The sequence below is a fragment of the Pseudoduganella sp. jia 12 genome (assembly GCF_055502675.1).
Genome location: NZ_JBUXKP010000004.1, coordinates 136394 through 153974 on the forward strand (window position 1 = coordinate 136394; position 17581 = coordinate 153974).

Annotated in this window: 20 protein-coding genes; 11 read left to right on the plus strand and 9 right to left on the minus strand. The window is 64.6% G+C overall.

Features of this window, described 5'->3' with window-relative positions; genetic code table 11:
- Positions 1-120 precede the first annotated feature (120 nt).
- The 3 genes from ACY65G_RS09820 to ACY65G_RS09830 all read right to left on the minus strand — a co-directional run bounded on the left by ACY65G_RS09820 (position 121) and on the right by ACY65G_RS09830 (position 2914).
- Positions 121-723, minus strand: a complete 603-nt coding sequence (locus ACY65G_RS09820) for a hypothetical protein (RefSeq protein ID WP_464997182.1) — start codon at positions 721-723, stop codon at positions 121-123.
- A gap of 23 nt (positions 724-746) precedes the next feature.
- Entirely contained in the window at positions 747-1346 is a 600-nt protein-coding gene (locus tag ACY65G_RS09825) for a hypothetical protein (protein WP_464997183.1), read from the minus strand.
- Positions 1347-1516: 170 nt separating this feature from the next.
- A complete protein-coding gene (locus ACY65G_RS09830) occupies positions 1517-2914 on the minus strand; it encodes a metallophosphoesterase family protein (protein ID WP_464997184.1) in 1398 nt (465 codons plus the stop codon).
- 121 nt (positions 2915-3035) lie between these two features.
- Between ACY65G_RS09830 and ACY65G_RS09835 the strand changes: the two genes are divergently transcribed.
- A complete protein-coding gene (locus tag ACY65G_RS09835) occupies positions 3036-3746 on the plus strand; it encodes an HAD family hydrolase (protein WP_464997185.1) in 711 nt (236 codons plus the stop codon).
- A gap of 219 nt (positions 3747-3965) precedes the next feature.
- Positions 3966-4982, plus strand: a complete 1017-nt coding sequence (hrcA, locus tag ACY65G_RS09840) for a heat-inducible transcriptional repressor HrcA (protein WP_464997186.1) — start codon at positions 3966-3968, stop codon at positions 4980-4982.
- Between the two features lie 96 nt (positions 4983-5078).
- On the opposite strand, the gene fur is transcribed toward hrcA, so the two are convergent.
- Positions 5079-5507, minus strand: a complete 429-nt coding sequence (fur, locus tag ACY65G_RS09845; protein ID WP_130187295.1) for a ferric iron uptake transcriptional regulator — start codon at positions 5505-5507, stop codon at positions 5079-5081.
- A 192-nt stretch (positions 5508-5699) separates the two neighbouring features.
- Here fur and ACY65G_RS09850 point away from each other — a divergent pair, with 192 nt between their 5' ends.
- Genes ACY65G_RS09850 through ACY65G_RS09870 form a run of 5 tightly spaced genes read left to right on the plus strand, consistent with a single transcriptional unit; the run spans position 5700 to position 8557 of the window.
- The gene (locus ACY65G_RS09850) at positions 5700-6278 is read left to right on the plus strand and encodes an outer membrane protein assembly factor BamE (RefSeq protein ID WP_464997187.1); all 579 of its coding nucleotides are present in this window, start codon (positions 5700-5702) and stop codon (positions 6276-6278) included.
- Positions 6279-6332: 54 nt separating this feature from the next.
- The gene (gene dapB / locus ACY65G_RS09855) at positions 6333-7142 is read left to right on the plus strand and encodes a 4-hydroxy-tetrahydrodipicolinate reductase (protein WP_464997188.1); all 810 of its coding nucleotides are present in this window, start codon (positions 6333-6335) and stop codon (positions 7140-7142) included.
- A gap of 3 nt (positions 7143-7145) precedes the next feature.
- Positions 7146-7802 (plus strand): MotA/TolQ/ExbB proton channel family protein, encoded by a 657-nt coding sequence (locus tag ACY65G_RS09860; protein ID WP_464997189.1) that lies wholly within the window; start codon positions 7146-7148, stop codon positions 7800-7802.
- 6 nt (positions 7803-7808) lie between these two features.
- Positions 7809-8234 carry an ExbD/TolR family protein gene (locus ACY65G_RS09865; RefSeq protein WP_464997190.1) on the plus strand — a complete coding sequence of 142 codons (426 nt, stop codon included), beginning with the start codon at positions 7809-7811 and terminating at the stop codon, positions 8232-8234.
- Positions 8231-8557 (plus strand): barstar family protein, encoded by a 327-nt coding sequence (locus ACY65G_RS09870; RefSeq protein WP_464997191.1) that lies wholly within the window; start codon positions 8231-8233, stop codon positions 8555-8557. The genes ACY65G_RS09865 and ACY65G_RS09870 overlap by 4 nt, the downstream gene beginning before the upstream one ends.
- A gap of 73 nt (positions 8558-8630) precedes the next feature.
- On the opposite strand, the gene map (ACY65G_RS09875) is transcribed toward ACY65G_RS09870, so the two are convergent.
- The 5 genes from map (ACY65G_RS09875) to ACY65G_RS09895 form a co-directional block, all read right to left on the minus strand.
- The gene (map, locus tag ACY65G_RS09875; protein ID WP_464997192.1) at positions 8631-9422 is read right to left on the minus strand and encodes a type I methionyl aminopeptidase; all 792 of its coding nucleotides are present in this window, start codon (positions 9420-9422) and stop codon (positions 8631-8633) included.
- The gene (locus ACY65G_RS09880; protein ID WP_130187302.1) at positions 9415-9648 is read right to left on the minus strand and encodes a ParD-like family protein; all 234 of its coding nucleotides are present in this window, start codon (positions 9646-9648) and stop codon (positions 9415-9417) included. The genes map (ACY65G_RS09875) and ACY65G_RS09880 overlap by 8 nt, the downstream gene beginning before the upstream one ends.
- A 77-nt stretch (positions 9649-9725) precedes the next feature.
- Positions 9726-10502: a type I methionyl aminopeptidase gene (gene map, locus ACY65G_RS09885; protein ID WP_464997193.1), complete on the minus strand. Its 777-nt coding sequence runs from the start codon at positions 10500-10502 to the stop codon at positions 9726-9728.
- A 94-nt stretch (positions 10503-10596) separates the two neighbouring features.
- On the minus strand, positions 10597-10962 hold the full coding sequence (locus ACY65G_RS09890) for a VOC family protein (protein ID WP_464997194.1): 366 nt from the start codon (positions 10960-10962) through the stop codon (positions 10597-10599).
- Positions 10963-11034: 72 nt separating this feature from the next.
- The gene (locus tag ACY65G_RS09895) at positions 11035-11784 is read right to left on the minus strand and encodes a DUF6597 domain-containing transcriptional factor (protein ID WP_464997195.1); all 750 of its coding nucleotides are present in this window, start codon (positions 11782-11784) and stop codon (positions 11035-11037) included.
- Positions 11785-11889: 105 nt separating this feature from the next.
- On the opposite strand from ACY65G_RS09895, the gene leuS reads away from it, so the two are divergent.
- From leuS to ACY65G_RS09915, 4 genes are read left to right on the plus strand one after another with little or no spacing between them, the layout of a single operon-like run.
- Entirely contained in the window at positions 11890-14532 is a 2643-nt protein-coding gene (leuS, locus tag ACY65G_RS09900; protein ID WP_464997196.1) for a leucine--tRNA ligase, read from the plus strand.
- 5 nt (positions 14533-14537) lie between these two features.
- A complete protein-coding gene (locus ACY65G_RS09905) occupies positions 14538-15251 on the plus strand; it encodes an LPS-assembly lipoprotein LptE (protein WP_464997197.1) in 714 nt (237 codons plus the stop codon).
- A gap of 1 nt (position 15252) precedes the next feature.
- Positions 15253-16269 (plus strand): DNA polymerase III subunit delta, encoded by a 1017-nt coding sequence (holA, locus tag ACY65G_RS09910; protein WP_464997198.1) that lies wholly within the window; start codon positions 15253-15255, stop codon positions 16267-16269.
- 15 nt (positions 16270-16284) lie between these two features.
- Positions 16285-17562 (plus strand): glutamate-5-semialdehyde dehydrogenase, encoded by a 1278-nt coding sequence (locus ACY65G_RS09915; protein ID WP_464997199.1) that lies wholly within the window; start codon positions 16285-16287, stop codon positions 17560-17562.
- Positions 17563-17581 lie beyond the last annotated feature (19 nt).

The following is a 17581-nucleotide window of genomic DNA, read 5'->3' on the forward strand; positions in this document are numbered from 1 at the left end:
TCTGGGAGCCGGCTAAATCCAATTCTCAGAAAGAAGTGGAGGAGACGGGAATGATTATGATGCGCTGCGGCATATTGATCCAATTTATCTTCATGATTCCCATCATTCCACTTGTGAATATCAAGGATTTTTGACGCAGTTCACCACCGCGTCGACCCGGTCGGCATCGCCCATGATGCCGGAGCCGTTCGTGATCGTGCAGGTCTGGTTCAGTGGCTGCTGGAAGATCGTGATACCGTAGGCCGTGCCCACCGGGATCTGCGCGAAGCTTGCCGCTGGCGATGCCGCGGTGACTTCCACGATGTTGGAGCCATTGATCAGTTGCAACCTGGCGTCCGTGGCCGCGGCTTCCGTCAGGCCCTTGACCGTGACCCCGACCGTATACGCGTTCTGGACACACCTCAGCGCGATGTTGATCGACTCGGTACGGCCGGCGGTGCCCGGCGTGCTCGTCGGGTCGCAGGTCATGTGCTGCGGCTGGGTCTTGATCACGACATTGAAGGCATTGCCGTATTCGATCGTTTTCGGGAAGCTGAACCGGGTGGTGCCGACCGGAACGTCGATCTCGTCGTCGCCGTTGGCCAGGACCAGGCCGGGGTTTTTCAGCGGCTCGAGATTGCCAAGCGAATCATAGAAGCCGCCGTTGATCGTGAATTCCGACTTGCCGCCGCAGGCAGCGAGGGCCAGTGCCAGCACCGCCATGCCGATAGTGTTTGCTTTCATTGATTTCTCCAGGTTGGCGGTGTTCAGGAAGCGCGCGGAACGCACGAGACCGCGATGTTCAGCCGGTCGCCCGACGGCATGGTGCCGGTCGGATTTTCCACGGTGCAGGTCAGGCCGTCGGGCTGCTGCAGCACGGTCACGCCGTAGGCGAAGCCGTCATACAGCGTGCCGGGGAACACGAAGTTCGAACCGGTTTCCGGACGGATCGTCACGGTATTGCTGCCCACGGTCAGCACCAGCTGGTCCTGCGTCAGGCCCGTCACGGTGCCGCCCAGCTTGTAGCTGTTGGTCACGCAGGTGACGGAGGTGCGTATCGCGGTGTAGTAGTTGGCCTTGATGTTGGTGGCGGTCGCCGCATCCGGTGTGCACACCGTGGCGGTAGGCTGCGTCGCGATCTCGATATTGATCGTGGAGTCTTCCGCGATCAGGTTCGGAAAATACACCTCGGTCTGCCCCGCGGCGACGGTCACGGTCTGGTCGCCATTCTTCAATACCAGGCCCGGCTTGAGCAGGTCCTTGACTGTCACCACCAGGGTCAGGTTGCCGTTGTCGCTGCCGCCGCAGCCGGCCAGCAGCGCAGCGCACAACGCGCCGGCGGTTGCGCGCGCATACATACTCTTCATAACAATAACAATCTCCAAAGTGATCGGGGCGGATGCCGGACGGTGGCTGGGCCGAAAGCGGTGCGTTGCCGTCCGTAAGCGGCGGCTGAGCCGGAAACGGGCCTTATTTTAGTGCATTTGGCAAGGCCTGGTTCGCTAAATGCTTGTAACGACATGTGTCTTTACTAGGTTCACGGCACGCGCGCGATGGTGCACGACGACTGCCGCCCCTGCAGCCGGCAGCGGTTGCGCACGTGCCCGTCGCGGTCATGCACTTCCACCTGCCACGCGTCCGGCGCCACCCGCTCCATGGTCATGAAACCGAAACCGCCTTGCCATGCGCTGAAGGCGGCGATGATGGCACCCGGCGCCGGCTCGATGGCCGACACGTCGTCCGGCAGCGGCACCACGTCCTCCAGCGTGCCGGAAAAACCGGCCACGAACTGGGTCGGATGATCCGTCCTGAAACTGACCTGTTGCCACAAGTGCACGTGACCCGACAGCAGCGCCTGCACGCGCGGCGGCAGCAGCATCGGGTTGACGGCGCCGAAGCTTTGCTGCAGCCCCGCGTCGCCCAGTTCGAGGCGAACCTGGCTGGCCTTGTCGAGGCTGGCGCCGAAGCCCAGCACCGGGTGATGGTTCGCCAGCAGGTTCCAGGTGGCGCGCTGCGACAGCGTCTCGGTTTTTTCATAGGCGCCACGGTAGCGGGCAAAGCCGGTGCTGTCCGGCTTCAGCCCGCGCCACGACGTGGCGGCCGTGTCGACCACGATCAGTTGCGCATCGCCGCCCAGCGGCACCGCATAGGGATCGCTGTAGTCGCCGATGGCATCGTCGGACGGCAGGTTGCAGTCGCTGCCTGCCCGCAGCGGGCGCGGATCGAGGAAGCGCCACCAGCCCTGGCCGGCCCGCGCGCAGCTCTCATGGTTGCCGCGCACCACCACCCAGGGCGCCGCACGCAGCAAGGGCGCTGCTGGCTGGAAAAAATCCGCGTGCCACGTATCCCAGCCATACCCCCATGGGCTGCCGGCGCAGCCCGCGTTGCCGTCCGGGCAAGGATTCTCGCGGTAGTGGTAGTCCCCGACGTGCACCACGAGATCGGGTTGCCACCGGGCCGCGGCCGCGGCCACGTCCGCGAATGGAAATTGTTCGGGATCGTTGCACGCTTGCCAGGCGTGATCGGCCTTCTTCAGCCGGCAGCCGGTATCGCCGATGACGACGATGCGCCGCGCGTCGGGCCCGGGCACCGGCAGGGCGGCACCGGCCAGCGCCGCCTGCTGCGCACCGGCGGGCAGCGGCGCTTCGCATGCCAGCACGGGAAACGCCGAAGGCTTCGAATCGGCCGGTCCCGATGCGGTGGGCCGCTGCGCGACCGTGGCCGGCACGGCGCGCACCGTCATCGGCACCGGGCGGCCATCCACGTCCAGCGTGGGGCAGGCCGTGGCCGACGTGATCGCGCGCGCCGTGGCGGCGCCTTCCTCGCCCAGCACCACGTAGGCCGACAGTACCTGCGGCGGCAGCGGCGCGGTCGTGGCGCAGCCGGCCAGGAGGGCGGCTGCAAGCGAAATGGAGAGTGGATGCAGCAAGCGCATGATGACCCCGGATCGATGACAGTCCGTTAATTTAGCACCAAGTGGGTACGGATGCGGACCCGCTGGATACGGAAACGACAGCGTGCCTGTATTCCCGGCCGGGCCATGCGACAATGGTCCCATGAACGATATCGCACGACCCAAAGCCATCCTGTTCGACCTGGACGATACGCTGTGGCCGATCGGCCCCGTGATCGCCGAAGCGGAACGCGCGCTGCATGCGTGGCTGGCCGAACACGCGCCGAAAGTGGCGCAAACCTTCACGATCGAAGAACTGCGGGCGCGCCGCATGGCGCTGCTGGCCGAAAAGCCGGAACACCACCTCGACCTGATCAGCCTGCGCCGCGCCGGGCTGGAAGCGGCGTTCCAGCACGTGGGCGAAGACCTGGCCCGGCTCGACGAGGCCATCAAGCTGTTCGCGGCCGCACGCAACACCGTCGAGCTTTACCACGACGTGCTGCCCGGGCTGCAGCGCCTGGCGGAAAAGGTCACGCTGGGCACGATCTCGAACGGCAACGCCGACCTTGAAGTCATCGGCCTCGCCCACCATTTCAAGGTATCGCTCGCGGCCAGCCGGTTCGGCAAGGCGAAACCCGATCCGGGCATCTTCCTGGCGGCATGCGAAGCGCTCGGCGTGGCGCCGCATGAAACCGTGTACGTGGGCGACGACCTGCGCCTGGACGTGGAAGGCGCGCAGAAGGCAGGCCTGAAAGCCGTGTGGATGAACCGCACCGGCAGCACGGCGCACGTGGAAGCAGGCATCGTGCCCGACGCGATTTGCCGCGACGTGGGGGAGCTGATTGCGTGGCTGGAACAACAGTTAGTCGATTGAATTCCCGGCGCGCACCTGGCGGTGCATAATGAGTAGTGGGTCCCCCGGCAACTGACCGTGGCATGAAAGCGCGCCTTTTTGCGCCCAGGCGTTGTTGGCAACGCCCCGCCATCGTTCGCCATGCCGGGGCATTTGCGCCTTGCCTGACACAAAAAACCATCACTTTTCTTTGCCACGCCGTTGTCAAGTGACCCACTCTGCCTAGCCTGTGAACCGATCATGCAACTCGATACCCGTGCCCAAACCCTGCTCAAAGCCCTCGTGGAGCGCTATATCGCCGATGGCCAGCCCGTCGGCTCGCGCGCGCTGTCGAAGATTTCCGGCCTTGACCTGTCGCCGGCCACGATCCGCAACATCATGGCCGACCTGGAAGAACTCGGTTATGTCGCCAGCCCCCACACTTCCGCCGGCCGCGTGCCCACGCCGCGCGGCTACCGCATCTTCGTCGACACGCTGCTGACCGTGCAGCCGATGGACGAAAGCGCCGTCGAATCGCGCCTGCGCCCGCAGGCGCACCCGCCGCAAAAGCTGATCGCCAACGCGGCGCAGATGCTGTCGTCGCTGTCGCAGTTCGCCGGCGTGGTGATGAGCCCGCGCCGCGAATCGGCATTCCGGCAGATCGAATTCCTGCGCCTGGGCGAAAAACGCATCCTGCTGGTGATCGTCGCCCCCGGTGGCGACGTGCAGAACCGCCTGCTGCTGACGGACGTCGACTACACGCCGTCCCAGCTGCAGCAATCGGCCAACTTCATCAACCAGCACTACAGTGGCCTGGCGTTCGACGAGGTGCGCACGCGCATGCAGGGCGAACTGCGCCAGCTGCGCGACGACATGGGCCGCCTGATGCAGGCGGCGGTGGAGGCGGGCAGCGAGGCGATGGCCGACACCGGCGACGACATGGTAATTTCCGGGGAACGCAACCTGCTGTCGGTGAGCGACCTGTCGTCGAACATGACGTCGCTGCGCCAGATGTTCGACATGTTCGAGCAAAAGACGGGGTTGATGCAGCTGCTCGACGTGTCGTCGAAAGCTTCCGGCGTGCAGATCTTCATCGGCGGCGAATCGAACCTGCTGCCACTCGACGAGATGAGCGTGGTCACCGCGCCTTACGAGGCGAACGGCAGGATCGTCGGCACGCTCGGCGTGATCGGGCCGACGCGGATGGCCTATGAACGGGTGATCCCGATCGTGGACATCACGTCGCGGCTGCTGTCGAACGCGCTCAGCCAGGGCTGAATGTTGCTCGAAAAATGGGGACGTACCCCATTTTTCAGGCAACATTGCAATAAAAAAACGGCCTGTAAAGGCCGTTTTTGACTGACGGTGATGCGTTCAGTGCCGGTGCGGGCAGTTATCCTTTATGCAACTGCCATAGATCGCCAATGCATGCTCGGCGATCTTGAAGCCGCGTTCGACGGCGATGCGCTGCTGGCGGGCTTCGATTTCCTCGTCGACGAATTCCTCCACGCGGCCGCAATCGAGGCACACGAGGTGATCGTGGTGGGAACCCTGGTTCAGTTCAAAGATCGCCTTGCCGCTTTCGAAGTGATTGCGGTTCAACAGGCCAGCCTGTTCGAACTGCGTCAGCACGCGATAAACGGTGGCAAGACCGACGTCCATATTGTCGGCCAGGAGGATCTTATAGACATCTTCGGCCGTCAGGTGACGCACGGAACTGTTCTGGAAGATGTCGAGAATCTTCAGGCGCGGCAGGGTGGCCTTCAGGCCGCTGGCCTTCAGGTCGGTTGGGCTGTTACTCATGTTCGGTAGTCGGTTTTTGCTGGAGTGCTTTATGATATAGCGTTTCGGCACTTCCGCTCAATCGATTTGAGGTCACTTATGCGCGTCACCCAAGCGTCACCGTCGTCCGTCCTGCCTGCTGCCCCGTTCGCGGTCTTGCCAGTTATGAAACCGCGGACATCCCGCCTGCCCCTGCTTGCGGCGGCGGCCTGCGTGGCAGTCGCACTGGGTGGCTGCGCCGGCAAGACCGTGCTGGGGCCGAAGGAAGGCGCGCAGGTGGCGCAGCAGGCCAACCCCGTCGTCGAACCGGGGCAGGGCGCCGTGACCACCAAGGCATCGCAGATCCAGCGCTTCATGTGGTTCTTCTCGCCGTATCGCCCGGATATTCAGCAAGGCAACTTCGTCTCGAAGGAAATGCTGGCGCAACTGAAAACCGGCATGACGCGCGACCAGGTGCGTTTCATCATGGGCTCGCCGCTGCTGAACGACATCTTCCACGAGAACCGCTGGGACTACCCGTTCCGCTTCACGCGCGGCGACGGCGAGCTGACCACGAGCAGCGTGGTCGTGTATTTCGACAAGGAAGGCAAGGTCGAGCGCTTCGAAGGCGGCGAACTGCCTACCGAGCGCGAATACATTGCCCGCATCGCCGGCCCGATCCGGCAATTCCAGAAAGACGAGAAGCGCAACAGCGAAAACCAGCCGGCCGCGCAGCGCGCGCCGCTGCCGAGCGGGCAGGATTCGGGCAACCGCAATCCGGTCGAGGTCACCACGCCGCCAGCCGGCCAGTAAGCGGCCGACGGCATCGCAAGAACAACATCAGAAGAACAACATCAGGAATTACACATGAGCACTCTGAACATCGCCATCGCCGGCGCCGGCGGCCGCATGGGCCGCATGCTGGTGGAAGCCGTACTGAACGCGGATGACCTGCGCCTGTCCGGCGCCCTCGGCATCGCCGGCAGCGACGGCCTGGGCCAGGATGCCGGCGCGTTTCTCGGCAAGGCATCCGGCGCGATCGTCACGGACGACCTGGCCGAAGGCCTGAAGGGCGCCGACGTGCTGATCGACTTCACCCGCCCCGAAGGCACGCTGCAGCACGCCGAATACTGCGCCGCGCACGGCATCAAGCTGGTGATCGGCACCACCGGGTTCGACGACGCGGGCAAGGCCGCGCTGAAGACTGCCGCAGAAAAAACGGCCATCGTGTTCGCGCCGAACATGAGCGTGGGCGTCAACGTCACGCTCAAGCTGCTGGAACTGGCCGCGAAAAGCCTCTCTACCGGCTACGACATCGAAATCATCGAAGCGCACCACCGCCACAAGGTCGATGCGCCGTCCGGCACCGCGCTGAAGATGGGCGAAGTGATCGCCGACGCGCTGGGCCGCGACCTGAAGGAATGCGCCGTGTATGGCCGCGAAGGCGTGACCGGCGAGCGCGATCCGTCGACGATCGGCTTTGCCACGATCCGCGGCGGCGACATCATCGGCGACCACACGGTGCTGTTCGCCGGCACCGGCGAGCGCATCGAGATCAGCCACAAGTCCAGCAGCCGTGCCGGCTATGCGCAGGGCTCCCTTCGGGCATCGCGCTTCCTGGCCGACAAGAAGACCGGCCTGTTCGACATGTACGACGTGCTGGGCCTGAACCAGTAAGACATGGACCACTTCACGTTCGCCGGCTACTGGGAGCGGGGCGACGCGATCAGCCACGCTGTCGCGTACTTCCTGCTGGCCATGTCGCTGGCGAGCTGGTTCTTCATCCTGTCGAAAGGGCTGATGGCGTGGCGCGTGCGCCGCAGCGCGCGCGTGGTGCAGCGTTTCTGGGATGCTCCCACGCTGGCCGATGGCGTGGCCGTCGTGGCGGCGGGCGACCCCGAAGGCATCTATCTCGCGCTTGCCGAGCAGGGTGCCGTGCCGGCCCCCCAGGGCACGGGCAATTCGCTCGGTGCCTCGGTGGGCCGTTCCGAGCAGGTCACGCGGCGGCTGCGCGATGCGATCCACCGTTCCACCGTGCGGCTCGAATCGGGCCTCACGCTGCTGGCGTCGATCGCCTCCACCGCGCCGTTCGTGGGCCTGCTGGGTACCGTGTGGGGCATCTACCATGCGCTGGCGGCCGTGTCGTCGTCCGGCACCGTGGAAATCGACAAGGTGGCCGGCCCCGTCGGCGAAGCGCTGATCATGACCGGCGTGGGCCTGATGGTGGCGATTCCCGCCGTGCTGGCCTATAACGGTTTCAACCGCGTCAACCGGCTCACGCTGACCGAGCTCGATGCGTTCGCCCACGATCTGCACGCCTACCTGACGAAGGACTGAGCGACCATGGCATTCGGCGCGTTCAACCATCACCGGCAAAAGGAAGCGATGGCCGACATCAACGTGACGCCGATGGTGGACGTGATGCTGGTGCTGCTGGTGATCTTCATCCTGTCCGCGCCGATGTTCACGCACGCGGTGAAGCTCGACCTGCCGAAGGCCCAGGCGACCAGCGCGCCGCAACCGGCCGATGCGGTAAAGATATCGATCGATGCCGAAGGCATCGTCTACTGGAACGACGAAGCGGTGAAGCCCGCCGAACTGCAGCCGCGCCTGGCCTCGGCCGCGCGGCGCGAACCGCAACCCGAACTGCAATTGCGCGCCGACCGCGCCACCCGCTACGAAGCGGTGGCGCAACTGATGGCGGCGGCGCAGCAGGAAGGCTTGACGAAGCTGGTCTTCGTCACCGAACCGAAGGAAAAGAAACAATGACAACCATCACCCTGGATGGCGCGGCGATCCGCGACGAAGCAGGTTTTCACGCCGCCAGCCGCGCGGCATTCGGTTTCAACGACCACGTGGCGCCCACGATGGACTCCTGGATCGACGCGCTCTCTTACCTGCGCGACGACGAGGGCATGACGAAGTTCCGGCTCAAGCCGAACGAAGTGCTGGAGATCGTGGTCACGAACGCCGCCGCCATGAAGGCCGCGGTGCCCGACCTGCTGGAAGAAATCGCGTTCTGCATCGGCGGCATCAACGAACGCTACGAGGATTACGGCGAGAAGCCCGCGCTGAAGCTGGTGCTGAAATAGTTGGCAGGCCTGGTGTCTGACACCTTTTCGCTTGCGAAAAGGTGTCAGACACCGGTTCTCAACAGAAGCACAGTTACTGCGCCTTTTCCCCCGGCGCCAGCGTCAGCACGTCGAACCCGGTCGCCGTCACGGCCACCATGTGCTCCCACTGCGCGGACAGCGACCGGTCCGCGGTCACCACGGTCCAGCCATCCGGCAGCGAACGTGTCTGGTGCTTGCCGGCGTTGATCATCGGCTCGATCGTGAAGATCATGCCCGGCTCCAGCGTGAGGCCCAGGCCAGGGCGGCCGTAGTGCAGCACCTGCGGGTCTTCGTGGTAGACCATGCCGATGCCGTGGCCGCAGTAGTCGCGCACGACGGAGAAGCCGGCATTCTCGGCCATCGTCTGGATCGCGTGGCCCACGTCGCCCAGCGTGGCGCCCGGCCTCACGGCGCGGATGCCGGCCCACATGGCGTCATACGTCACTTCGCACAGCCTGCGCGCGGCCTTGCCCACGTTGCCCACGTAGTACATGCGGCTCGTGTCGCCGAACCAGCCATCCTTGATGACGGCCACGTCGATGTTGATGATGTCGCCATCCTTCAGCACCTTCTTCGGCGAGGGAATGCCGTGGCACACCACTTCGTTGACGGACGTGCAGACCGTCTTCGTGAAGCCGGCATAGCCCACGTTGGCGGGAATCACCTGCAGCACGTTGACGATGTATTCGTTGCACAGCTTGTCGAGATATTCGGTGGTGACGCCGGGCTGCACGTGCGGACCGATCATCGTCAGCACATCCGACGCCAGCTGGCCGGCGATGCGCGACAGTTCGACCTGCTCGGGCGACTTGACGAGGATGGCGTTGCTGTTCTTCTTACGCATCGTGCAGTGCCTCCCCTTTCACGGGCGTCAGCCGCAGCGGGCCCTGGCCCGTCTCGCCGCGCAGCAGCAGCTGGCACAGTTCGCTGTAGTTCAGGTCGGGATTGGTTTCGGCCAGCAGGCCGATGCGCAGCCAGTGCTCGGCCTGCGCATTGATCGAGCGGCTCAGTGCGCCGCTCGCGATGCGCAGGTTTTCATGCATCTGGTCGGAGATTTTTACGATGCCCATGATGGTCTCACTAGTACAGATAAACGGTTTGTATATGAACCGTATATTAGCACAAGGCGTCCAGCCGCGCTGCCCGGTCAGGCCGCGTGCTCGCCCGGTGCCAGCGTCAGCACATCGAACCCGGTCGGCGTCACCGCCACCATGTGTTCCCACTGGGCCGACAGCGAGCGGTCTTCCGTCACCACGGTCCAGCCATCGGCCAGCGTGCGCGTGGGGTGTTTGCCGGCATTGACCATCGGTTCGATCGTGAAGATCATGCCGGGCTGCAGCGTCAATCCCGTGCCGGGGCGACCAAAATGCCGCACCTGCAGGTCTTCGTGGTACACGGTGCCGATGCCGTGGCCGCAGAAGTTGCGCACGACGGAGTAGCCGGCGTTTTCGGCCAGTGACTGGATCGCATGGCCCACGTCGCCCAGCGTGGCACCCGGCCTCACGGCACGGATGCCGGCCCACATGGCGTCATACGTCACTTCGCACAGCCGGCGTGCGGCCCGGCTGGGCTTGCCCACGTGAACCATCCTGCTCGTGTCGCCGAACCAGCCATCCTTGATGACGGCCACGTCGATGTTGACGATGTCGCCATCCTTCAGGAGCGTTTTCGGCGACGGGATGCCATGGCAGACGACGTCGTTGACGGACGTGAGGATGGTCTTTGTATAGCCGAGATAGCCCACATTGGCCGGAATAACCTTCAGTACGTCGATGATGTACCGGTTGCACAGCTCATCCAGGTAAGCGGTGCTGACCCCGGGCCTGACGTGCGGGCCGATCATCGTCAGCACGTCCGCCGCCAACTGGCCGGCGGCACGCGACAGTTCGATCTGTTCCGGGGTCTTGATAGTGACGATATCCATGCTCGCTCATTATACGATTCATATATGAATCGTATAATAGCATCGGAAACCGCTGTGAGTATACGTTTCGTATATTGAACGTATGGTGCCCGGGTTAGCGCACGGCTGCGGTATCGAAGTACGGGTTATGGATCAGCCCGAGCAGATTGCCGAACGGGTCCGCCAGCTCGGCCACCTTGATGCCGTCGCCCACGTCCTGGATAGCTGAGTGGATGCTGGCGCCCAGGGCCAGGATGCGTTCGACCTCGGCTTGGATATCGTCCACGCCCCAGTAGACTTCCACGCCTTCCTTGCCGGGTTTGCCATCCGGTGTCAGCCCCAGCTCGAAGCCGCCGATCGCGAAGCCCACGTAGAACGGCTGGTCGAAATAGGGCGCCGTGCCGAACACTTCGCTGTACCAGGCCTTCGCGGCGTCCAGGTCTTTCACGGGATAAATGGCGGTGCGCAGTCCCTTGATCATGATGTCCTCCTGTCGTTGTGATCGGGGGCATCATGCCAGCGAAAAGTGGCCGCGGCTTGGAAAAATGGAAGGTCAGAAAGCGCCCGGCGTGCCGTCCGCGAAATCGCGGAAGTCGCGAATCAGGTGCGACTGGTCGAAATAGCCGCACTCGGCGGCCAGCGCGGCCAGGTCGCCATCGCGGGAACGGTCGCGCAGCAGCGCGAGCGCGCGGCGGAAACGGCAGATGCGGGCGAACAGTTTCGGCGTGATCCCCACCTGCTGGCGGAACTGCACGGCGAGGTGCTGGCGCGAGACGTGCAGCGCCCCGGCCAGCGTTTCGACCGGCACGGCGCCGTGCGCTGCCTCGATCGCGGCAACGGCCCGCAAGCCCAGCATGCCGCCTCGCGCGTCCATGCCGGCCAGGCGCCGCAGCAGTTCGCGCTCGACCAGCGCGATGCGCTGCCGGTCGGTCAGCTCATCGGTCCACAACGCATCATCGAGGCGGTCGGCCGCCGAACGGCCCCACAGGTCGGCCAGGCCGGCCCGCCCATCGGTCAGCGGGTGCAGCGGCATGTCGAGGAAGGCACCGGCCGCGCCGGGCCGGAAGCGCACCGCCACCGTGCGCACCGGGCGCGCGGCGGGCACCACGAACGAGGCGCTCATCATGCCCACGGCAAACGCTTGCCGGCCATCGTCCTGCCACAGGATATCCACGCAATTGTCGGGCAGCACGCGGTGCAGGTGCGGTGCCGCGGTGGACACCGGCGCAGTCACGCGGGCCGTCCACAGGCACGCCACGTGTGCCCGCAAGGCTGGATGCGGCGGATACTCGCGGTAGATCATGGGGTTGCGGGGACCGCGAATACGGGGATCGTGAACTTGTGCACACTGGCCTTGTATAATGTCCGGTTCATATCCTTTCACCGTTCCCTTCATTCTGCATCCATCATGCAAGACAAATATAGTCCCGCCGACGTTGAAAAAGCCGCGCAAGCGCACTGGAAAGCCATTGACGCCTACAAGGCCGTCGAAAACGACCCGCGTTTCCCGAAAGGCAAGTACTACGCCTGTTCGATGTTGCCTTACCCGTCCGGCAAGCTGCACATGGGCCACGTGCGCAACTATACGATCAACGATGTGATGTACCGCTACCTGCGGATGAACGGCTACAACGTGCTGATGCCGATGGGCTGGGATGCGTTCGGCATGCCGGCTGAAAACGCGGCCATGGCGAACAACGTGCCGCCGGCGCAATGGACGTATTCGAACATCGCCCACATGCGCTCGCAGATGGAAATGATGGGCCTGGCCATCGACTGGTCGCGCGAAATGACGGCCTGCAAGCCCGAATACTACAAGTGGAACCAGTGGATGTTCCTCAAGATGCTCGAGAAGGGCATCATCTACAAGAAGACCGGCACCGTGAACTGGGACCCGGTCGACCAGACCGTGCTGGCCAACGAACAGGTGGTCGATGGCCGCGGCTGGCGTTCCGGCGCGCTGATCGAAAAGCGCGAGATCCCGATGTACTACGCGCGCATCACCGACTACGCCGAAGAGCTGCTGGACCACGTCGACAACAAGCTGCCGGGCTGGCCCGAGCGCGTGCGCATCATGCAGTCGAACTGGATCGGCAAGTCCACCGGCGTGCGCTTCGCGTTCCCGCACACGATCGCCGGCGATGACGGCCAGCTGATCGGCGACGGCAAGATGTACGTGTTCACCACGCGCCCGGACACGATCATGGGCGTGACGTTCTGCGCGGTCGCCGCCGAGCACCCGCTGGCAACGCATGCTGCGAAAAACAATCCGGAACTGCAGGCGTTCATCGCCGAGTGCAAGATGGGTTCCGTGATCGAGGCCGACATGGCCACGATGGAAAAGAAGGGCATGCCCACGGGCCTGTTCGTCACGCACCCGATCACCGGCGAGCAGATCGAAGTGTGGGTCGGCAACTACGTGCTGATCACCTACGGCGACGGCGCCGTGATGGGCGTGCCGGCGCACGACGAGCGCGATTTCGCGTTCGCCAACAAGTACAGCCTGCCCATCAAGCAGGTCATTACGACCGCGGACAACCTCGAGTACTCGACCGCCGAATGGCAGGAATGGTATGGCGACAAGGCCATCTCCATCGTCACCAACTCGGGCAAGTACGACGGCCTGAAATACGCCGAAGCCGTCGACGCGGTGGCCGCCGACCTGGCCGCGCTGGGCCTGGGCGAAAAGAAGGTCACGTTCCGCCTGCGCGACTGGGGCATTTCGCGCCAGCGCTACTGGGGCACGCCGATCCCGATGATCAACTGCGCCGACTGCGGCGCGGTGCCGGTGCCGGAGAAAGACCTGCCGGTCGTGCTGCCGGAAGACTGCGTGCCGGACGGCACGGGTAACCCGCTGAACAAGCACGAAGCCTTCCTCAAGTGCGACTGCCCGCAGTGCGGCAAGCCGGCGCGCCGTGAAACGGACACGATGGACACGTTCGTCGATTCGAGCTGGTACTACATGAAATATACGTCGCCCGGTTCGGAGTCGATGGTCGATGCGCGCAACGACTACTGGATGCCGATGGACCAGTACATCGGCGGCATCGAGCACGCCGTGCTGCACCTGCTGTACGCGCGCTTCTGGACGAAAGTCATGCGCGACCTGGGCCTCGTGAAATTCGACGAGCCGTTCGTCAACCTGCTCACGCAGGGCATGGTGCTGAACGAAACCTATTATCGTGAAGAAGAAAACGGCAAGAAGACGTGGTTCAACCCGGCGGACGTGGAACTGACCACCGACGACAAGGGCCGCCCGCTTTCCGCGCTGCTGAAGGCGGACGGCCAGCCGGTGTCGATCGGCGGCACGGAAAAGATGTCGAAGTCGAAGAACAACGGCATCGATCCGCAGGCGCAGATCGAACAGTACGGCGCCGACACGGCCCGCCTGTTCACGATGTTCGCCTCGCCGCCGGAACAGACGCTGGAATGGTCGGGCAGCGGCGTGGAAGGCGCGAACCGCTTCCTGCGCCGCGTCTGGGCGTATGCCTATGCGCAGAAGGACCGCGTGGCAGCCGCCGGCGCCGTGCTCACCGCAACGGCCACGACGGACGCCGGCAAGACGCTGCGCCGCGAACTGCACAAGGTGCTGCAGCAGGCCGACTACGACCTGAAGCGCATCCAGTACAACACCGTGGTGTCGGCCTGCATGAAGATGCTGAACACGCTGGAATCCGCGAAGCTGGATGATTCCTCGGAATCGTCGGCCGTGATCTCCGAAGGCCTGTCGATCTTCCTGCGCCTGCTGAACCCCGTGGCGCCGCACATCACGCACGCGCTGTGGGCGGAACTGGGCTATGCGGCCGCCAGCAAGGACATCCTCGATACGGCCTGGCCGCAGGTCGATCCGGCCGCGCTGGAACAGTCCGAGATCGAGATGATGATCCAGGTGAACGGCAAGCTGCGCGGTTCCGTGAAGGTGCCGAAGGGCGCCGACAAGGCCGCCATCGAAGCCGCCGCGCTGGCCGAGGAAAGCGTGCAGAAGTTCATCGAAGGCACGCCGAAGAAGGTCATCGTGGTGCCGGGCAAGCTGGTCAACATCGTGGTGTAAAGCATATGACGACTCTGAAAGGTCTTATCCGTAATACCGTGCTGGTCGCCGCGCTGGCCGGCACAGGGTTGTCAATGAGCGGCTGCGGCTTCCACCTGCGCGGCTCGGGCGGCAACTACACGCTGCCGTTCGCGTCGATGTATGTCGGCCTGCCGGAGTCGTCGCCGCTGGCCATCGACCTGAAGCGCAATATCCGCGTCAACGGCAATACTGTGGTGACCAGCGATCCGCAGTCGGCCGACGCGACCATCGAGGTGATCACCGACCCGGAAAAGACGCGCAGCAAGTCGATCCTGTCGCTGAACAGCGCCGGCCGTGTCAGCGAATACCTGCTGGCCTATAACATCGTGTTCCGCGTGAAGGACAAAGCCGGCCGCGAACTGCTGGGCCCCACGCAGATCACGCTGACCCGCCCGATCACGTTCAGCGAAACGCAGCTGCTGGCGAAAGAGCAGGAAGAAGCGCAGCTGTACCGCGACATGCAGAAGGACCTGGTGCAGCAGATGATGCGCCGCATGGCCGCGATCAAGCCGTCGAGCCCGAATGCCACGCCAACAAGCACCGTCAGCCCGCTGACCTTGCCGGGCGTGGTGTCGCCGGGATCGGTGGCCATGCCGGGCACCACGTCCACGGCCCCGACGGTGCAGCCATCGTCCGCGCCGGCGGAAAAGGCGACGGAACCGGTCACCGAGCCGGCACTGCCGACGCGCCAGGAATAACATGCAACTGCGGGCTGACGCGCTGGACGGCCACCTGGCCAAGTCCCTGGCGCCGTTGTACGTGATCACGAGCGACGAGCACCTGCTGGCGCTCGAGGCGGCGGACAAGATCCGCCGCACCGCGCGCGCGCAGGGGTTCACCGAGCGCGACGTGCTCACGGTGGAACGCAGCTTCAAGTGGGGCGAGCTGCTGGCGGCCAACCAGGAACTCTCGCTGTTCGGCGACAAGAAACTGATCGAGCTGCGCATCCCCACCGGCAAGCCGGGCAAGGATGGCGGCGCCGCGCTGCAGGCTTACGTGAAGAACCTGTCGCCGGACAATCTCACCATGATCACGCTGCCCAAGCTCGACTGGCAGACCGCGAAGGCGGCATGGGTAACGGCGCTGCAGTCGGCGGCCGTGTACATCGAGATCCCGAACGTGGAGCGCGCCCAGCTGCCGAACTGGATTTCGCTGCGCCTGTCCATGCAAGGACAAAGCGCGGACCGGCAAAGCCTGGATTTCATCGCCGACCGCGTCGAGGGCAACCTGCTGGCGGCGCACCAGGAAATCCAGAAACTCGGCTTGCTGCACGAGCCGGGCAAGCTGGCGTTCGAGCAGGTGCACGACGCCGTGCTGAACGTGGCGCGCTATGACGTGTTCAAGCTGTCCGAGGCCATGCTGGGCGGCGATGCGGCCCGGCTGGCCCGCATGCTGGAGGGCCTAAAAGGCGAGGGCGAGGCGCTGCCGCTGGTGCTGTGGGCCGTCTCGGAAGAAATCCGTACGCTGCTAAAATTGAAGGCAGGGATGGCGCAGGGCCGGCCGCTGGCGGCGCTGCTGAAGGAATACCGTATCTGGGGGCCGCGCGAGCGGATGATGGAGCCGGCATTGCGCCGCGTTTCGATGGCAACGCTGGAAGACGCGCTGCGGCAGGCCGCCCAGGTCGACAGGATGGTCAAGGGCCTGCGCGCCAAGGCGTATGCCGGTGACCAGTGGGACGCCATGCTGCAACTGGCGCTGAAGGTAGCACGAGGATAGTACGAGGATAAGCACATGAGCACCGACGTCAAAGAATACATGGAAGCGCTGGGCCAGCGTGCCCGCGCCGCCTCGCGCGCGATGGCGCGTGCCGACAGCGCCACCCGCAACAAGGCGCTGTCGCTGATTGCCGATGCGATCGAACGCGAAGCCGAGGCGCTGCGCGCCGCGAACCAGCAAGACCTGGAAGCGGCCCGCGCCAACGGCCTGGCGCCGGCGATGGTCGACCGCCTCACGCTGTCGGACAAGGCGATCGACACGATGGTCGAAGGCCTGCGCCAGATCGTCGCGCTGCCCGACCCGGTGGGCGAGATCTCGAACATGAAGACGCGCCCGACCGGCATCCAGGTGGGGCAGATGCGCGTGCCGCTGGGCGTCATCGGCATCATCTACGAGGCGCGGCCGAACGTGACCGTGGATGCGGCCGGCCTGTGCATCAAGAGCGGCAACGCCACGATCCTGCGCGGCGGTTCCGAGGCGATCCACTGCAACCGCGCGCTGGCGAAGATCGTGAAGGAAGGGCTGCTGGGGGCAGGCCTTCCGGCCGATGGAGTTCAGGTGGTCGATACCACCGACCGCGCCGCGGTGGGCGCGCTGATCACGATGCCGCAGTACGTGGACGTGATCGTGCCGCGCGGCGGCAAGGGCCTGATCGCCCGCCTGATGGAAGAGGCGACCGTGCCGATGATCAAGCACCTGGACGGCATCTGCCACGTGTACATCGACGCGAAAGCCGACCTGCAGAAGGCGCTGGACATCGGCTTCAATGCCAAGTGCCACCGCTACGGCACCTGCAACACGATGGAAACGCTGCTGGTCGAGCGCACCATCGCTGCCGCCGTACTGCCGGAACTGGCGCAGCGCTACCTGGCCGAAAAAGTCGAACTGCGCGCCGACGGCGAAGCGTTCGCGATATTGTCGGCTGCGCGGTATCCGCACCTGGCGCAGGCCACGGAACAGGACTGGGCCACCGAATACCTGGCACCGATCCTGGCCGTGCGCATCGTCGACGGCATTGACGCGGCCATGGACCACATCAACACGTGGTCGTCCAAGCACACCGAGGCGATCGTCACCGAGGACTACAGCGCCGCGATGCGCTTCCTGCGCGAAGTGGACAGCGCATCGGTGATGGTCAACGCATCGACGCGCTTCGCGGACGGCTTCGAATACGGGCTGGGTGCCGAGATCGGCATCTCGAACGACAAGCTGCACGCGCGCGGCCCGGTGGGGCTGGAAGGATTGACGTCGCTGAAATACGTGGTGTTCGGCCACGGTGAAGTTCGCAAGTAATCTCAACCTCAAGGATCGC

What these genes read in the sequence shown, in the direction of transcription:
- ACY65G_RS09820 (WP_464997182.1), bottom strand. Translation starts at nt 723, where the DNA reads ATGAAAGCAAACACTATCGGCATGGCGGTGCTGGCACTGGCCCTCGCT.
- ACY65G_RS09825 (WP_464997183.1), bottom strand. Translation starts at nt 1,346, where the DNA reads ATGAAGAGTATGTATGCGCGCGCAACCGCCGGCGCGTTGTGCGCTGCG.
- ACY65G_RS09830 (WP_464997184.1), bottom strand. Translation starts at nt 2,914, where the DNA reads ATGCGCTTGCTGCATCCACTCTCCATTTCGCTTGCAGCCGCCCTCCTG.
- ACY65G_RS09835 (WP_464997185.1), top strand. Translation starts at nt 3,036, where the DNA reads ATGAACGATATCGCACGACCCAAAGCCATCCTGTTCGACCTGGACGAT.
- hrcA (WP_464997186.1), top strand. Translation starts at nt 3,966, where the DNA reads ATGCAACTCGATACCCGTGCCCAAACCCTGCTCAAAGCCCTCGTGGAG.
- fur (WP_130187295.1), bottom strand. Translation starts at nt 5,507, where the DNA reads ATGAGTAACAGCCCAACCGACCTGAAGGCCAGCGGCCTGAAGGCCACC.
- dapB (WP_464997188.1), top strand. Translation starts at nt 6,333, where the DNA reads ATGAGCACTCTGAACATCGCCATCGCCGGCGCCGGCGGCCGCATGGGC.
- ACY65G_RS09860 (WP_464997189.1), top strand. Translation starts at nt 7,146, where the DNA reads ATGGACCACTTCACGTTCGCCGGCTACTGGGAGCGGGGCGACGCGATC.
- ACY65G_RS09865 (WP_464997190.1), top strand. Translation starts at nt 7,809, where the DNA reads ATGGCATTCGGCGCGTTCAACCATCACCGGCAAAAGGAAGCGATGGCC.
- ACY65G_RS09870 (WP_464997191.1), top strand. Translation starts at nt 8,231, where the DNA reads ATGACAACCATCACCCTGGATGGCGCGGCGATCCGCGACGAAGCAGGT.
- map (WP_464997192.1), bottom strand. Translation starts at nt 9,422, where the DNA reads ATGCGTAAGAAGAACAGCAACGCCATCCTCGTCAAGTCGCCCGAGCAG.
- ACY65G_RS09880 (WP_130187302.1), bottom strand. Translation starts at nt 9,648, where the DNA reads ATGGGCATCGTAAAAATCTCCGACCAGATGCATGAAAACCTGCGCATC.
- map (WP_464997193.1), bottom strand. Translation starts at nt 10,502, where the DNA reads ATGGATATCGTCACTATCAAGACCCCGGAACAGATCGAACTGTCGCGT.
- ACY65G_RS09890 (WP_464997194.1), bottom strand. Translation starts at nt 10,962, where the DNA reads ATGATCAAGGGACTGCGCACCGCCATTTATCCCGTGAAAGACCTGGAC.
- ACY65G_RS09895 (WP_464997195.1), bottom strand. Translation starts at nt 11,784, where the DNA reads ATGATCTACCGCGAGTATCCGCCGCATCCAGCCTTGCGGGCACACGTG.
- leuS (WP_464997196.1), top strand. Translation starts at nt 11,890, where the DNA reads ATGCAAGACAAATATAGTCCCGCCGACGTTGAAAAAGCCGCGCAAGCG.
- ACY65G_RS09905 (WP_464997197.1), top strand. Translation starts at nt 14,538, where the DNA reads ATGACGACTCTGAAAGGTCTTATCCGTAATACCGTGCTGGTCGCCGCG.
- holA (WP_464997198.1), top strand. Translation starts at nt 15,253, where the DNA reads ATGCAACTGCGGGCTGACGCGCTGGACGGCCACCTGGCCAAGTCCCTG.
- ACY65G_RS09915 (WP_464997199.1), top strand. Translation starts at nt 16,285, where the DNA reads ATGAGCACCGACGTCAAAGAATACATGGAAGCGCTGGGCCAGCGTGCC.